This is a genomic window from Dietzia sp. NCCP-2495 (assembly GCF_026011735.1).
Taxonomy (GTDB): Bacteria; Actinomycetota; Actinomycetes; order Mycobacteriales; family Mycobacteriaceae; genus Dietzia.
The window spans coordinates 12,713-28,255 of record NZ_BRVN01000030.1 but is presented as its reverse complement, the minus strand read 5'-3'; the positions used below and the strand labels follow the sequence as shown (position 1 = coordinate 28,255).

16 protein-coding genes are annotated in these 15,543 nt (G+C 70.3%); 10 read left to right on the top strand and 6 right to left on the bottom strand.

Translation table 11 applies throughout. The features are described from left to right. The first annotated feature begins 51 nt into the window (after positions 1-51). The 4 genes from OPF83_RS16090 to purM all read left to right on the top strand — a co-directional run bounded on the left by OPF83_RS16090 (position 52) and on the right by purM (position 4,445). Positions 52-1,095: an LssY C-terminal domain-containing protein gene (locus tag OPF83_RS16090; RefSeq protein WP_264888635.1), complete on the top strand. Its 1,044-nt coding sequence runs from the start codon at positions 52-54 to the stop codon at positions 1,093-1,095. After that, complete coding sequence (locus OPF83_RS16085; protein WP_264888634.1) at positions 1,092-1,499, top strand: sterol carrier family protein; 408 nt, start codon at positions 1,092-1,094, stop codon at positions 1,497-1,499. The genes OPF83_RS16090 and OPF83_RS16085 overlap by 4 nt, the downstream gene beginning before the upstream one ends. 178 nt (positions 1,500-1,677) lie before the next feature. Then, the gene (purF, locus tag OPF83_RS16080) at positions 1,678-3,366 is read left to right on the top strand and encodes an amidophosphoribosyltransferase (protein WP_375546284.1); all 1,689 of its coding nucleotides are present in this window, start codon (positions 1,678-1,680) and stop codon (positions 3,364-3,366) included. Further along, positions 3,363-4,445 carry a phosphoribosylformylglycinamidine cyclo-ligase gene (gene purM, locus OPF83_RS16075; protein ID WP_264888633.1) on the top strand — a complete coding sequence of 361 codons (1,083 nt, stop codon included), beginning with the start codon at positions 3,363-3,365 and terminating at the stop codon, positions 4,443-4,445. The genes purF and purM overlap by 4 nt, the downstream gene beginning before the upstream one ends. A gap of 213 nt (positions 4,446-4,658) precedes the next feature. On the opposite strand, the gene OPF83_RS16070 is transcribed toward purM, so the two are convergent. Continuing rightward, complete coding sequence (locus OPF83_RS16070; protein WP_264888632.1) at positions 4,659-4,835, bottom strand: DUF3073 domain-containing protein; 177 nt, start codon at positions 4,833-4,835, stop codon at positions 4,659-4,661. A gap of 139 nt (positions 4,836-4,974) precedes the next feature. Further along, positions 4,975-6,138, bottom strand: a complete 1,164-nt coding sequence (locus OPF83_RS16065) for a folate-binding protein YgfZ (protein ID WP_264888631.1) — start codon at positions 6,136-6,138, stop codon at positions 4,975-4,977. Between the two features lie 38 nt (positions 6,139-6,176). Here OPF83_RS16065 and OPF83_RS16060 point away from each other — a divergent pair, with 38 nt between their 5' ends. Further along, complete coding sequence (locus OPF83_RS16060; RefSeq protein WP_264888630.1) at positions 6,177-7,160, top strand: aminodeoxychorismate lyase; 984 nt, start codon at positions 6,177-6,179, stop codon at positions 7,158-7,160. 20 nt (positions 7,161-7,180) lie between these two features. On the opposite strand, the gene OPF83_RS16055 is transcribed toward OPF83_RS16060, so the two are convergent. The 4 genes from OPF83_RS16055 to OPF83_RS16040 all read right to left on the bottom strand — a co-directional run bounded on the left by OPF83_RS16055 (position 7,181) and on the right by OPF83_RS16040 (position 10,239). Next, the gene (locus OPF83_RS16055; protein ID WP_264888629.1) at positions 7,181-7,870 is read right to left on the bottom strand and encodes an FABP family protein; all 690 of its coding nucleotides are present in this window, start codon (positions 7,868-7,870) and stop codon (positions 7,181-7,183) included. A gap of 119 nt (positions 7,871-7,989) precedes the next feature. Then, positions 7,990-8,490, bottom strand: coding sequence for a hypothetical protein (locus tag OPF83_RS16050; RefSeq protein WP_264888628.1), 501 nt, complete (start codon positions 8,488-8,490; stop codon positions 7,990-7,992). Positions 8,491-8,582: 92 nt separating this feature from the next. After that, positions 8,583-9,413: a sulfurtransferase gene (locus tag OPF83_RS16045; protein WP_264888627.1), complete on the bottom strand. Its 831-nt coding sequence runs from the start codon at positions 9,411-9,413 to the stop codon at positions 8,583-8,585. Positions 9,414-9,423: 10 nt separating this feature from the next. After that, positions 9,424-10,239 carry a DUF2993 domain-containing protein gene (locus tag OPF83_RS16040; RefSeq protein WP_264888626.1) on the bottom strand — a complete coding sequence of 272 codons (816 nt, stop codon included), beginning with the start codon at positions 10,237-10,239 and terminating at the stop codon, positions 9,424-9,426. 137 nt (positions 10,240-10,376) lie between these two features. Here OPF83_RS16040 and OPF83_RS16035 point away from each other — a divergent pair, with 137 nt between their 5' ends. The 5 genes from OPF83_RS16035 to pstA all read left to right on the top strand — a co-directional run bounded on the left by OPF83_RS16035 (position 10,377) and on the right by pstA (position 15,539). Beyond that, on the top strand, positions 10,377-11,069 hold the full coding sequence (locus OPF83_RS16035) for a response regulator transcription factor (protein WP_264888625.1): 693 nt from the start codon (positions 10,377-10,379) through the stop codon (positions 11,067-11,069). Continuing rightward, positions 11,066-12,088, top strand: coding sequence for a mycothiol synthase (gene mshD / locus OPF83_RS16030; protein ID WP_264888624.1), 1,023 nt, complete (start codon positions 11,066-11,068; stop codon positions 12,086-12,088). The genes OPF83_RS16035 and mshD overlap by 4 nt, the downstream gene beginning before the upstream one ends. Positions 12,089-12,337: 249 nt before the next feature. Further along, positions 12,338-13,447: a phosphate ABC transporter substrate-binding protein PstS gene (gene pstS, locus OPF83_RS16025; RefSeq protein ID WP_264888623.1), complete on the top strand. Its 1,110-nt coding sequence runs from the start codon at positions 12,338-12,340 to the stop codon at positions 13,445-13,447. Positions 13,448-13,572: 125 nt separating this feature from the next. Next, complete coding sequence (gene pstC, locus OPF83_RS16020) at positions 13,573-14,625, top strand: phosphate ABC transporter permease subunit PstC (RefSeq protein WP_264888622.1); 1,053 nt, start codon at positions 13,573-13,575, stop codon at positions 14,623-14,625. Further along, positions 14,625-15,539, top strand: coding sequence for a phosphate ABC transporter permease PstA (gene pstA / locus OPF83_RS16015; RefSeq protein ID WP_264888621.1), 915 nt, complete (start codon positions 14,625-14,627; stop codon positions 15,537-15,539). Before pstC ends, pstA begins: the two co-directional genes overlap by 1 nt. The last annotated feature ends 4 nt before the right edge of the window (positions 15,540-15,543 follow it).

Sequence of the window (15,543 nt, the reverse complement as noted above, 5' to 3'; positions counted from 1 at the left end):
TGTCTCACGGACTCACCGCCCAGGGCGGTGACCGGGGACTATCGTCGGATCATGTCCAGCCGTGAGCGCGCGGACGGCCGCGCGGCGCCGTCCACGGCTGGCCGCGCCGAGCCCCCGACGGCAGCCGGAAGCACCGCACCCCACACCGCGCAGCCCTCCACCCCGCCGGTCTACACCCGCCCTCCGACCAAGGTTCGCGACGATTCCGTGCGCCACCTGCCCGGCACCGTGCTCGACACCTGGTTCTTCCTGCTGGCGACGCTCGCCGCGGTGTGGCTCGCGGTCCGGCTTTTGGGCGACGCGTGGCACCACACGTGGTGGTCTCTCGCGCTGCTCGTCCCGTTTTGGGCGCTCGTGGCCTATCTCGTGCTGCCGCGCCTGCAGACCCTCGTCACGGCGGTGTACGGGCCGGGGTACTTCATCGCGCGGACCCGTACATCCGACGGCCTGCTGGGGGATCCGGTCAACCTCGCCGTGGACGGCACGGCGCGCCAGATCCACGAGGCCATGACCGCCTGCGGCTGGGAGTTGGCCGACGACATCACGCTCCGCTCCTCCTGGGGGATCATCACGTCCTCGGTGTTGCGACGTTCCTACCCGACGGCGCCGGTGAGTTCGCTGAACCTGTTCGGGCGTCGGCAGTGCCTGGCGTATCAGAAGGAGGCGCAGGGCAGCGCTGCGCAGCGGCATCACGTGCGGTTCTGGCGGTGCCCGGACGGGTGGCTGCTGCCCGGGGGCCACCGCGTCCAGTGGCTTGGTGCGGGGACGTACGACCGTGCGGTGGGGCTGTCGTTGTTCATCGGCGCGGGGTACGGGGTGATGGGCGTGCTGGCGGTCCTGACGTACCGAGGTCGCGTCCGGGCGCGCGTGTGGCTGCTGTCGGTGACGGCGGTGAGCATGATCTCGACCGAGTACGGCCGCGTGACCCTGGACGCCGAGCAGGACACGTTTCTCGGCGGGTACCCCGTACTGGCGGTGAACGTGTTGATCCTGCTACTACTCACCAGCATGGACACGCGGACGTGGATGAGGCGGACCGAGGCGGATCGGCGCGCCCTGCCGGGCGGGGACGTGGCGGCGGGGGACCGGGCGTGAGCCGCGTCCCCGACGTGGCGGCGGTCCGTGAGGCCGTCGAGGCGGTGTCGGCCTGGCTTGACGACGACGACACCGCCCCCGCCCCCGGTGGGGCGGTCCCTAAGCCGGGGCGCCAGGCTCTGGCGGCGGCGGTCCGGGGCACGGTCGCGTTGCTGGCGCAGGAGTTGCCGGGGCATGCGGTCGAGATGCGGGTGCCCCCGTTCGCGGCGGTCCAGTGTGTGGACGGCCCGCGGCACACCCGTGGCACCCCGCCCAACGTGGTGGAGACCGACCCGCGGACGTGGTTACTGCTGGCGACCGGGCGCCTGGACTGGGACGCCGCGGTCGCGGGTGGGGCGGTCAGGGCGTCGGGGACGCGTGCCGGGGAGGTGGTTGCCGGGCTGCCGGTGGTCCGCACCTCGTGATCGCGGGCAGGCGGCCGAACGGGCCCCTGCGGCCTGATTTCAACGGCCGGGGGAGCAGGTGCGGGGCGGGTGTCTGGCGGGGACTTGGGGACACGGGGGCAGTTGAACGTAGACTTGGGCGGTATCGCCGGGGGCAATCCGGGCGGATCGCCCCGAAGCCGTGAGGGAGCACCAGCTGGTGGAGAGTACGTCGTCACGTCCGGTACCGACCGGATCACTCCGCCGCACCGGCGGACGCAGCGGTGCGGTGGGACTCGGTCTACCCGACCCGTCCGTGCCGGGACCCGCGGGTCTGCCGATCGATACCGAGCGCATCGGCCCGGTCGAGGAGTGCGGGGTCTTCGGCGTGTGGGCGCCGGGCGAGGACGTCGCCAAGCTCGCCTACTACGGCCTGTACGCGCTGCAGCACCGTGGCCAGGAGGCCGCCGGCATCGCCGTGGCAGACGGTGAGCAGGTGCTGGTCTACAAGGATCTGGGGCTGGTCAGTCAGGTCTTCGACGAGAAGACCCTGGATTCGATGCACGGTCACATCGCGGTGGGGCACTGCCGCTACTCCACGACCGGCGCGGCCACGTGGAACAATGCACAGCCGATGTTCCGTCCCACGGTGGACGGCCGCTCGGTGGTGCTGGGCCACAACGGCAACCTGGTCAACACGGTCGAGCTCAAGCGGCACGCGGCCGAGCTGGGGATCGAGGGCTACTCGCCGGACAGTGCGCATTCGGACTCGGACATCGTCTGCACCCTGCTCGCGCACGAAACGGTCGACGGCGGGCTCGAGGAGGCGGCGGCCCGGCTGCTGCCCCGACTGCGTGGCGCCTACTGCCTGACCTTCTCGGACGAGAACACCCTGTACGCCGCGCGTGACCCGCACGGTGTCCGTCCGCTCGCGCTGGGCCGGCTGGACCGCGGCTGGGTGGTGGCGTCGGAGACCTCCGCCCTGGACATCGTCGGTGCCGCGTTCGTCCGCGACATCGAGCCGGGTGAGCTCATCGCCATCGACGCCGACGGCGTCCGGTCCCGCAGGTTCGCCGAGGCCACGCCCAAGACCTGCGTGTTCGAGTACGTCTACCTGGCGCGCCCCGACTCCGTGATCAATCAGCGGTCGGTCAACTCGGCACGCGTGGAGATCGGCCGTCGGCTCGCGAAGGAGCATCCGGTCGACGGTGACCTGGTGATCCCCGTGCCCGAGTCGGGGACACCGGCCGCGGTGGGCTACGCCCAGGGGTCGGGGATCCCGTTCGCCCAGGGACTGACGAAGAACGCCTACGTCGGCCGGACATTCATCCAGCCGAGCCAGACCATCCGGCAGCTGGGCATCCGGCTCAAGCTCAACCCGCTGCGCGAGGTGATCCGCGGTCGCCGACTCGTGGTGGTGGACGACTCGATCGTCCGCGGCAACACGCAGCGCGCGTTGATCCGCATGCTGCGCGAGGCGGGGGCGGCCGAGGTGCACGTCCGGATCGCGTCGCCGCCGGTGCGCTGGCCATGCTTCTACGGGATCGACTTCGCCTCCCCGGCCGAGCTCATCGCCAACGGCGTCGACGTCACCGACGGGATGCTCGAGGGCGTACGACGCGCGATCGGCGCCGACAGTCTCGGCTACATCTCGGTCGACGGGATGATCGAGGCGAGCGGTCAGAAGCGCGATGATCTATGTGCGGCCTGCTTCGACGGCCATTACCCGATCGCACTGCCGGACGATTCGCCCATGAGCGCGGCCGTGCGTGCGCTCGCCGCGGAGGTCGACGAGGAGCCGGAGTCCCAGTCCCTGGCCGTCGGCCCCGGTATCGCTTCCCTGGCGACCTCGGCTGCGGATCCCGCCGCCGCGTCGACCTCCGGTATCCACGAGGAGAAATACACATGACCGAGAACCCCCACCAGACTGCCGGCGCATCGTATGCCGCGGCCGGTGTCGACATCGATGCCGGTGAGCGGGCTGTCGAACTGTTCGCTCCCCACGCCAAGCGGGCGACCCGGCCGGAGGTGATGGGGGGACTCGGTGGCTTCGCCGGACTGTTCTCGCTGAAGAGCAACTACCGGCAGCCGCTGCTGGCGTCGTCGACGGACGGCGTCGGCACCAAGATCGCCGTCGCCCAGGCGATGGACGTCCACAACACGGTCGGCATCGACCTCATCGCGATGATCGTCGACGACCTGGTGGTCTGTGGCGCCGAGCCGCTGTTCGTGCAGGACTACATCGCGATCGGCAAGGTCGTGCCCGAGCACGTCGCCAGCATCGTCGAGGGCATCGCCGAGGGCTGTGTCCGCGCCGGTTGCGCGCTGCTGGGTGGCGAGACCGCCGAGCACCCGGGACTCATGGCGCCGGGCGAGTACGACATCTCGGGCACCGGCGTCGGCATCGTCGAGGCCGACGAGGTCCTGTCGGCCGAGAACGTGCGTCCCGGCGACGTGATCGTCGGCATGGCCTCCTCCGGCCTGCACTCCAACGGGTACTCGCTGGCCCGCCACGTGCTGCTCGATCTGGCCCGCCTGCCGCTCGAGGGGCACGTCGAGGAGTTCGGCCGCACCCTCGGTGAGGAGCTGCTGGAGCCGACCCGCATCTACGCGCTGGACTGCCTCAGCCTCATCGCCGAGACCGATGTCCGTGTGTTCAGCCACGTCACCGGTGGCGGTCTGGCGGAGAACCTGGCACGCGTCATGCCGCGGGGCCTCGTCGCCCGCCTGGACCGTGGTCGTTGGCCGGTGCCGGCCGTGTTCGGCACCATCGCTCATCACGGTCGCGTCGAGCAGTCCGAGATGGAGCGGACGTTCAACATGGGACTCGGCATGGTTGCAGTGCTGCCCGCCGAGGACGTGGACCGCGCGCAGGCCGTCCTCACGGCCCGCCACGTGGACAACTGGGTGATCGGCGAGGTGGAGAAGGCAGGCGAGGACGCGGACGCCCCGCGCGTCGTCCTGGAGGGCTCACACGCCCGCTTCTGACCTGGCGATACCTGACACGCCCCGGAACGGGGCCACACCGGCCGGCGCACGCGACCCCGCGAGCGCCGGCCGGTGTCATTTCAGGCGCTGGCGAGCGCAGGCCCTGCTGTAGAAGTACAGGCCCCGCCGCCCGCGTGATCGGTCGGAGAACACGGGAAGGGGCCGGGCATCACCACGGTGATGCCCGGCCCCTGTGCCCGACGGTGTGTGCGCTCAGTACTTGGAGTCGTCGGACCAGGACGCGTACGGATCATCGTCCTCGTCGACCCGGGTGGACGTGCGTCCTCCCGACAGCTCCTGCTGAAGACGTTCAAGGTCCGTCTGCGGAGCGTTGTACTTCAATTCGCGAGCGACCTTGGTCTGCTTCGCCTTCGCGCGGCCTCGGCCCATTGACCTGACCCCCTCGGAAACGGTGCTGGGCCACCTCGGGGGTGCCCATCGCAAGTGTGAGTATCTTCCTGTGGACAGGATAGCGTGCCCGGCGCGGAATGTCCGCCCGGGTGCCGGTGTGGTCCGCAGGATCGGGGGTCTAGGACTGTCCGCGCAGTCGCTTGACCGCCTCACGGCCGGCCTGCGGGCCGGACTCCCGGGGATAGGTGTCGGGGTCGATCGACGCGGCGACACCGTCGATCTCCAGCTGCGCGTCCTCGGGCACGGCGCGCTTGAGCAGGGCCAGGGCGACGGGCCCGTCCTCGTGGTGCTGCACGACCGTGCCGACGCGGCCCACGGGCCGACCGCCAGAGGTGACGGCGACGCCGGTGACGACCGCGTCGTCGCCGCCCGACCCGTCCAGTTGCAGTCGCACCAGGACGCGCGGTGAGCGGCCCAGGTTGTGCACCCGGGACACGGTCTCCTGCCCCCGGTAGCAGCCCTTGTCGAGGTGCACGGCGCCCGTGCCGGCGATGTCGCCGATCCAGGCGGGCACCTCGTGGGGGATGGTCTTCTCGTCGGTGTCCACGCCCAGTCGGCCGCGCAGCGGGTCCGAGGACACCGCGCGCAGCGCCTCGAAGGTCCACGAGCCGCCCGCCCGGATCCCGGAGGCCTCCACGGCGTCGAACCAGTCCCTCAGCCCCGAACGGGGGACGAGGAGGTCGATCGAGCCGGCGAGGGGCCACGGCATCCGCCGCACGATGCCGCCGCCCGGCAGCGGCGCGCACGCGTAGTCGCCGGTCGGAACGGGCACCTCGGTGCCGCCGGGCGCGGTGAGCGTGCCGGGCAGGGAAGCGCCGACGATCGTGAGCACCGCCAGCTCCGCCTCGGCGGGGGCTGCGTCGGCCCAGAAGACCATCTTGCTGAGGAACTCCAGCAGCGGCTGGCCCCGCCCGACCTCGGTGTCCACGACGAGCGTGCCGTCGACATCGGCCAGCACGGCGTGGTGCTCCACGCGGCCGTTGGCGTCCAGGACCAGCGTCTCGCCGCCGGACCGGTCGCCCAGCTCGGCGACGTGTTGGGAGACGAATCCCTCGAGCCAGGTCAGACGCTCGCCGCCGGTGATCTGGAGGACGTCGCGGTGGGAGCGGTCGATGACCACGGCTCCGGACTGCGTCGCGCGCTGCTCACCGAGCGGGTCCCCGTAGTGGAACGGGACTCCGGCATCTGGCGAGTCGCTCTCCGCGTCCACCGCGCCGGGATGGTCCAGGATCGGGCTCCGGTAGGCGCTCACGATCCGGTCGGGTACTGCAGGGTCGTTCACGATCGCGAGTCTACGTACCTCGCCGTAGTGTTGCTCGCATGGGCACGTCAACGGGCAAGGGTAAGGGCAAGAGCACAGACGCCACGGCCACCACGCGCACCTCGAACTCCACGGCCACCACGAACCCCTCAGATAAACGCAGGGTCGTGGTTGTCGTCGCGGGCGGACCGGAGGGCGCCCGTCCCCGGGTCCACCCTGCCGACGAGCCGCTCCTGCTCGCCGACGACCTGGCCGCCGTGCGCGGTGACGGCTGCTTCGAGACCCTCCTGGTCACCGGGGGGACGGTGGCCAAACTGGAGCGTCACCTGGCGCGCCTGGGTCGTTCCGCGGCCGCGCTCGAACTGACCGGCCCGACCCCGGAGCAGTGGCGTGCGGGCATCGACCTGGCGGCCCGGGAGTGGGGTGGGTCCGAGGAGGGGATGCTGCGGTTGGTGCTCTCGCGGGGACCCGAGCGCGGCGGCGCCGAGACTGCCTACATCACCGTCGCGCCCGTGGCGGAGAAGGTCGCGCGGGTGCGTGCCGAGGGGATCGCGGTGACGGTGCTGAACCGCGGGTACGCGGCGGACGTGGGGCAGTCGGCGCCGTGGTTGCTCGTGGGGTCCAAGACACTGTCGTACGCCACCAACATGGCGGCGATCCGGTACGCGGTCGCGAACGGGTTCGACGACGTGATCTACACGTCCGCCGAGGGCGAGGTCCTGGAGGGGCCGCGCTCGACCGTGGTGATCGCGCGCGACGGGGAGTTGATCAGTCCGCCGTCGGAGGTGGGGATTCTCGAGGGGACGACACTGGGCGCGCTGACCGAGGTCGCCGGGTCGGACGGGGTCACCGTGCGGCGCGAGCGTCTGCTGGTGGCGGATCTGCTGGCCGCGGACGCGGTGTGGTTGACGTCGTCGGTCACCCTGGTCGCGCGCGTGCGGCGGATCGACGACGTGACCCTGCCGACGGTCGATCCGGGGATCGACGTGGCCGGGATGGTGGACCGTGCGGTGGGTCGCGTAGTGAGTCGCGCGGGGAGGTGACGACGACGACCCGGTCGCGGTCAGCCCGCGACGCGGCTCAGTCTCGCGGACAGGTGCGGCACGAGGCCCTTCTCGGGGTGCATCCGCTCCTCAACCCAGCCCAGGTCGCCGCCCTCGACGATCCCGTAGATGCGCTTGGCGCCGCCACGGGACGGGCCGGTGGGGGAGGCGAGGACCACGTCGGTGGCCATCTCCCACGCCGACTGGGTCAGCGGGGCGCCGTAGTACACCTCGATGAACCCGGACGCGTGCGAGACGAGGAACTCCAGCTTGTCGTCCTCGGAGATCCGCCAGAACCCGGCTTCGCGATAGGCTGGGGCGTCGACGGCGCCGCCGGAGTCGTAGGTCCACGAGCGGGAGGACCAGCTCAGGTAGTTCTCCCCGTCGTGCGTGACGGTGATCTGCTGACCGAACCGGTGCTGGCCGCGGTCCTCGGTGTCCGCCTCGCCCTCGCCCTCCCAGACGCCCACGAGGGGCAGGAGTGCGAGGAGTCCGGGGTGGAGGTCCGGGCCGAACCGCAGGTTCGCCGTGTCCTCGGCGATCGGCAGTTCGGAGAACGGGGTGACGTTGCGGCCGGCCGTCTGCTCTGACCGCTCTACCGCGGCGTTGACCGCTGCGTTTCCGGAACCGGGGACGACGGACTGACCGTCAGCCCCTTCCGGGGTGGACGGTGTGGTGTCGCCGGTGTCGGTCTGGCCGCTGTCCGTCACGACTCGTCTGTGACCGTGCGGTAGACGATGTAGCAGGTGGCCCACAGGATGGCCAACGTGCAGAGGACGAGGAGGATCTCGAAGAAGAGCACCATGGCAGTGATTCTAGCCCCGCGGTCTCAGCGCAGCGAGATGTGGGCCTCGATCTCGTGGATGAGGCAGTCCTCGGGGGGCACGGTGAAGTCCTCGCGGACCTTCGCGGTGAGTCCCACGACGGTGACGATGGTGAACTCGGCGTGCACGATCCCCTCGCGACCCGGGGGGTCGACGGTGATCTCGATGTCCCGCAGTTCGCGGATGGTCGAGTACTGCAGGTGCAGGTGGAGGTCCCACCGCAGCTGGGTGGCGCCGAAGCCGGTGCGCAGGCCGTTCTCGCGGCGGACGCAGTCGGGCGCGAACGGCACGCGGAACGCGGCGGCGGGCAGCGTCAGTGCGGTGAGGTACCACCGGACCGCGGCTTCGCGCTCCTCGGGGGAGTACGGGCCGGGGTGGTCGGGGACCGCGGGGGTGGCCCCGCGGCGTTGGTCGATCCCGACGAGGACGGCGGAGGCGGCGGCGGTTCCGACGGCGACGACACTGGCGCGTCCGGCGAGACCGAACGCTTTCGACAGCAGAGACATGGCTTCGAGCCTAGTCCGCTCGACCGCCCGCGTGGGCGCGAGCGGAGCCCGGTGGGCGCGAACGCAGCCCCGTGTGGACATGCGTGCGGGTGTCAGCGCTCGACGGGGGCCCCGATGAGCGAGCCGTACTCGACCCAGCTGCCGTCGTAGTTCACCACGTCGGTCCGTCCGAGGAGTTCGTGCAGGACGAACCAGGTGTGGCTGGAGCGCTCGCCGATGCGGCAGTACGCGACGATGCGTCGGTCCTCCTCGGACAGGACGTCGGCGTAGAGCGCGCGGAGCTCCTCGTCGCTGCGGAACGTGCCGTCGCGGGTGACCGCGCGGTTCCAGGGGATCGAGACGGCGCCGGGGATGTGGCCGCGCTGGCGTCCGCCCTCCTGGGGCAGGCCGGCGGGCGCGGAGAGCCGCCCGGTGTACTCGTCGACCGACCGCACGTCCACCAGCGCGTCGGAGCCGAGTCCGGCGAGTACGTCCTCGCGGAAGGCGCGTATCGACAGGTCCTGCTCGTCGGCCACGTAGTCGGTCGGCGTGGGCGTCGGCGGCTCGGTCTCCAGCGGCAGTCCCTCGCGTTCCCACTTCATGCGGCCGCCGTCGAGGAGGCGCACGTCGGCGTGCCCGTACAGGCGCAGGTACCAGTAGGCGTAGGCGGCGAACCAGTTGTGGTTGCCGCCGTAGACCACGATCGTGTGCTCGCGGGTGATGCCGCGCTCGGACATCAGTTCGCCGAACCGCTCGCGGTCCACCAGGTCGCGGACGTATTCCTTCTGCAGGTCGGTGCGCCAGTTCAGGGCGACGGCGCCGGGGATATGGCCCTCGGCGTGGTACGCCGTCACGTCCTCGTCGACCTCGAGGAAGACCACCGAGTCATCGGCCAGGCGCGAGGCGGCCCAGCTGGTGCTGACCAGAACGTTCTCGCGACTCATGTGCCCGAGTCTAGAGGTCTCGCCGGAGGAGGTCGTCGAGCGGCGGGGTGCCGGGGCCGCCGGTGCCCGAGGCGGTGATCGTGCCGCTGGTCACCGTGAGGCGCTGCACCGGCACGCCCAGGGGGAGGAGGTCGGGGTCCAGGGTCAGTGCCGTGCTGGCCAGCGCGAGGTCGGTGTCCTGGTCGGCGACGCCGGCGGGGCCGGTCGCCGCGGCCACGGGGACGAGGTGGGCGCCGGAGGGGTCGACGACGAGGTCGACGATCACCGACACTGTCTCGCCCGAGTCGAGGAGCGTCCCGGTCAGTCGAGCCCGGTGTTCTTCTCCTCCTGCCAGGCTCGGGTCGTCGGCCGCCCCGACCAGCACGGAGCGCATCCCCAGGGCCGGCGCCAGGGAGTCGCCGGTGAGCTGGGCTGAGACCTCCACCGATTCGGCGTGCAACGGCTCGCCGTCCCGCATCTCGACGCCGCGGGCGTGGGCCTCCACGGTGACGGGCCCGAGACCCGGGCGCAGGACGTCCTCGGCGCGGATCGAGACCGTGGTCAGGGTGTCGGGGTCGGTCCAGCGTGACGTCGGGCCGCCGATCGACACCGCCGGAGCGCGGGAGGGGCCCGCGTTCCCGGGCGCCGGAGCCGATCCAGCCGAGTCCACCGGGGCTGAGTCGTCCCGTGCGGGGTCTGCCTGAGATGAGTCCCCTCGTGCTGAGTCCACCCGGGCGGAGATCTCGGCTTCGACCCGGGAGGCCGACACCGCGTCGACCGTGAACGCACCCCCGCCCGCGACCAGGACGAGGGTGATCGCCGCGACCGCGATCCGGGGGACTCTCAAGGCACTCAGGTCTACTCCGTTCGCTGGCGCGTGTCTGACCCGCGAGTGGGCTCTGCAGTGTCGTACGCGTGGGGGTTGCACTGTTGCGCAAGGGTGCGTCGCTATTATCGTCACCATCCCCGCAGAGAGGAAGCGACATGGAAGTAGTGCTTCTCAGCGTGGAGACGGACCCGGAGGCGGTCCTGCCGGCACTACCGTTTCTGCCCCATTCCGTGACCGTGTTGCCGCCGCTGGCGTCCTCGGTCGGCGAGATGGCGAACGCCGCACTGGCGCTGGTCGACGCGAGATCCGACCTGGCCGCATCCCGATCATTGTGCAGGCTCCTCGCGGGGACCGCGGACCTCGCCGTCGTCGCCGTCGTCACCGAGGGGGGACTGATCGCGGTGAGCGGCGACTGGGGCCTCGACGACATCCTCCTCCCCACCACCGGCCCCGCCGAGATCGACGCGCGGTTCCGGCTCTCGGCCGCGCGACACGCCGGACACGGCGAGGACGACGACGGCGGGATCATCACCATCGGCGACCTCGTGATCGACGAGGAGACCTACGTCGCCCGCCTCAAGGGGCGGCCCCTCGACCTCACCTACAAGGAGTTCGAGCTCCTCAAATACCTCTGCCAGCACCCGGGACGCGTGTTCACCCGCGCCCAGCTCCTCCAGGAGGTGTGGGGCTACGACTTCTTCGGCGGCACCCGCACCGTCGACGTACACGTGCGACGCCTGCGGGCGAAGCTGGGGCCGGACAACGAGGCGCTCATCGGCACTGTCCGTAACGTCGGGTACAAGGCGGTCCGACCCACGGACCCGAGGGAAGACGGAGGGGACGCATGATCGTCGAGGCGGTGCCCGGGGGCGACGAGATCCGGGCGGTCGAGGCGGCCGCGCGGGCGGCTGAGATGACCGACGGCGTCGCGCCACTGGGGGAGCAGCCGCTGCGTGCGCTCCACGCGGCACTCTCCGCTGGTGCTGGTGCTGGTGCTGGTGCTGACGATGGCGGTGCCGGCGGCGGAATTGCCGCCGTGCAACACCTGATGGCACGGCCGACGGCGGGTGGCGGCGACGCCTCGGCAGCCCCTGCGCCCGGCGCCGCGCCCGTCGGTTACGCGCAGCTCTCCGGGACCGGGGCGGAGGCCAGTGCCGAGCTGGTGGTGCATCCCGACCACCGAGGGCGGGGGATCGGCACCGCGCTGGTCCGCGCCGTCCTCGAGCGCGAACCCGCCGCCGCGATCTGGGCGCACGGCGACCTCCCGGCGGCCAGGGGACTGGCCACCGCGCTGGAGCTGAACCGGACCCGCGAACTGCTCAAGATGCGACGCGTCGCCACGGACGGCCCCGAGCTCCCCGAACGCCGGGTCGACGCCGGGATTGAACTCGGCACTCTCGCCGAGGCAGCCTCCGAGGGCGGCGACCGGTGGCCGGGACTGGACGCGAGGGCGGAGTTCCTGCGCGTGAACAACGCCGCGTTCTCGTGGCACCCGGAACAGGGTGGCTGGACACGGGCGCAGCTCGACGAGCGGCTGGCCGTGGACTGGGTCGACCTCGGCGCGGTGTTCCTCGCCGTGGACACGGGCGCTGCGCCGCGGCTGGCCGGCTTCCACTGGACCAAGACGGTCGCCGAGCCCGGTGAACCGGTGGAGGGCGAGGTCTACGTGGTGGCCGTCGACCCGGCCGACCAGGGTCGCGGCCTGGGCGGGGTGCTCACCTCGCTCGGGGTCGAGCACCTCGAGGGGCCCGTCGGCGCGCGGTCGGTCGTGCTGTACGTCGAGGGCGACAACGCACCGGCGGTCCGTACATACGAGAAGCTCGGATTCTCGGTCGCTCATGTTGATGTGACGTATACCTCCGTCTGATTTTTCCAGCTCCGGTCCGGGCCGTTTTCTCAGGATCAGCCCAGGTAGGGGTGCCGGTGGGGTGCGCACCTTGCCCGTCCGAACCTCCCGCACGCAGCGAGTTCACCTGTCGTTCACCCACCGCCGCGTGATTGTTCACGTCGGAGCCTTAGGTTCTCTCCCCGTCGGGCAGAAGTCTGGTCCGACCCGCGACCAAGTCGCCACAAACGTGCCCGGTGGGGAGACCGCCGGACGACCCAAGGAGAATTCGTGGACCTCAAGCGCACCGGTGCCCTGATCGGCCTCGCCGCAATGACGACGGTCGGCCTCGCCGCCTGTTCCGACAACAATGCCGGAAGCGGCGACACGGCCGCACAGGCCGTCGAGGGTGCGGAGTGTGGCGGCAAGACCAGCCTCAACGCCTCCGGCGCCTCGTCGCAGAACAACGCCATGACGATCTTCGCCAACTCGTACGCCATGAGCTGCGACGGTGCCACCCTGGACTACAACTCCAACGGCTCCGGCGCCGGCGTCAAGGAGTTCATCGGCGGCCAGACCGACTTCGGTGGCTCGGACTCCCCGCTCAAGGAGGACGAGTACCCCCAGGCTGAGGAGCGGTGCGAGAGCCCGGCGTGGAACCTGCCCGCCGTGTTCGGCCCGATCGCGGTCGCCTACAACCTCGAGGGTGTCGAGGTCGCGCTCTCCGGTGAGACCCTCGCCGCCATCTTCAAGGGCGACATCACCAAGTGGAACGACCCGGCCATCGCCGCCGAGAACGAGGGCGCAGAGCTCCCAGACCAGGACATCACCGTCGTGTTCCGCTCGGACGAGTCGGGCACCACTGACAACTTCCAGAAGTACCTCTCCGCCGCCGGTGGCGACGCGTGGGGCCTCGAGGCCGGCAAGACCTTCAACGGTGGCGTCGGCGAGGGTGCGAAGGGCAACGAGGGCGTCTCCGCCGCCGTCGCGCAGACCCCCGGCACCATCACCTACACCGAGTGGTCCTACGCCAAGAGCCAGGACCTCGGCATGGTCAAGGTCATCACCCCGGCCGACGCCGAGGGCGTCGAGCTCAACGCCGAGACCGCCGGTACCACGATCGACTCGGCCAAGCTCAAGAGCGAGGGCTCCAACGACTTGGTCATCGACACCTCGTCGTTCTACGTCCCCGAGACCTCGGGCGCCTACCCGATCATCATGCCGACCTACGAGATCGTGTGCTCGCAGTACAAGGACGCCGAGACCGCCGAGGCCGTCAAGTCGTTCCTGAACATCGCCGTCTCCGAGGACGTCCAGGGCCAGCTCGAGGACGAGGGCTACATCCCCGTCCCCGACGCCTTCCGCGGCAAGCTGACCGAGGCGATCGACGCCATCGCCTGATCTTCTGATCGACGGTCGTCGGGCCCGCCCCGTCTGCGGGGCGGGCCCGCATCCGGATCAGTATTCTCTGGTCCACTGCACCACTCCCCGAATTACCGCTTTTCCCCCGAGTGACTGAAGGTCTCATGACAGTTCACGAATCCGTCGACCGCGACGCCGACAAGAACGCCGCCGTCTCCGGCGGTTCCGCCTCCGGGGCCGGCCTCGGGTCGGGCTCGGACTCCACCGGCAGTACCGGCCTCCTCGAGGCGAAGTCCTCCGCGAAGTGGGACTCCGTCTTCCGCAGCGTGACCGTCGCCGCGGGTGCTGTCATCGTCACCCTCATCGCGCTCATCGGCATCATCCTCGTCACCCAGTCGATCCCGTCCGTGATGCAGGACCAGGTGAACTTCTTCACCTCGTCCGAGTGGAACACCACCGACACGGAGAACCTTCGCTTCGGCATTCTCGACATGCTCAAGGTGACGGTGCTGAGCTCGATCTTCGCGCTGCTGCTCGCCGTGCCGGTCGCGATCGGAATCGCGACGTTCCTCGTGCAGTACGCCCCGGCGCGGCTCTCCCGCGCCCTGTCCGCGGTCATCGACCTGCTGGCCGCCGTCCCGTCGATCATCTACGGCATGTGGGGCCTGATCGTCCTCGGTCCGTGGATGGTGCCCTTCGCCGAGTGGCTCAACTCGACCCTCGGCTGGTTCTTCCTCTTCGGCGACGGCAACGTCTCCATCGCCGGTGGCGGCACGATCTTCACCGCCGGCGTCGTGCTCGCGATCATGATCCTGCCGATCATCACCTCGATGTCGCGCGAGACCATCCGCCAGACCCCCGCTCTCCACCAGGAGGCCGCCCTCGCACTGGGCGCCACCAAGTGGGAGAAAATCCGGATGACCTGCTTCCCGTACGCCAAGTCCGGCATGATCGCGGGCTCGATGCTCGCCCTCGGCCGCGCCCTCGGCGAGACGGTCGCGGTGCTCATCATCCTGCGTGCGGCCAGCTCGCCCAGCACCCTGTCGCTGTTCGACGGCGGCTTCACCTTCGCCTCGAAGATCGCCTCCGGCAGCGCGGAGTTCAACCACCCACTCTCGACCGGCGCGTACATCGCCGCCGGCCTGGTGCTCTTCATCCTCACCTTCATCGTCAACCTCATCGCACGCTCGGTGTCCGGTGGAAAGGTCAACGGCTGATGTCCACTCCGACTCCCGACCTCGCCAAGCCCGCGAAGCCGTCCGAGACCTTCCTGCCGATCTCTGGCGGTCGCAAGGCCAAGGACAAGGCCGCGACGATCATCTTCTGGATCTGCTTCTTCATCGCGGTCATCCCGCTGGTGGCGCTGCTCTATAAGGTCCTCGCCTCGGGTCTGCCCGCGATCTTCAACCCGACCTGGTGGACCAACTCGTTCTTCCTCGTCGCCCCGTCCTCCATGGCCGGCGGCGTGGGGCACGCGATCTACGGCAGCCTCGTCCAGGCCGGGATCGCGGCGATCATCTCGATCCCGCTCGGCGTGGCCGCCGGCATCATGCTCGTGGAGTACCCCGAGTCGAAGCTCGCCAAGCCCACGACCTTCATGGTCGACGTCATGGCCGGCGTCCCGTCGGTCGTCGCGGCCATCTTTGTCTTCGGCATGTGGGTGACGTTCCTGCAGTTCAACCTCAGCGCCTTCGCGGTGAGCCTGGCGCTCGTGCTGCTCATGATCCCGTTGATCGTGCGGTCCACCGAGGAGATGCTCAAACTGGTCCCGGACGAGCTTCGCGAGGCCTCCTACGCGCTGGGCGTGCCCAAGTGGAAGACCATCGTCAGCGTCGTGGTCCCCACCGCCCTGTCGGGAATGATCTCCGGCATGTTCCTCGCGATCGCCCGCGTCATGGGCGAGACGGCCCCGGTGCTGATCCTCGTGGGCTACACCGCGAGCTTCAACTACAACATCTTCGAGGGCAACATGGCGTCGCTGCCGCTGCTCATCTACAACCAGCTCTCGAACCCGAACGAGGCCGGCCAGTTCCGCATCTGGGGCGCCGCACTCACCCTCGTCATCATCATCGCGCTCGCGAACGTCCTCGCCACGTTCGCCGCGAAGTCTCTCGCGCCCAAGACCAAGTAAGGAC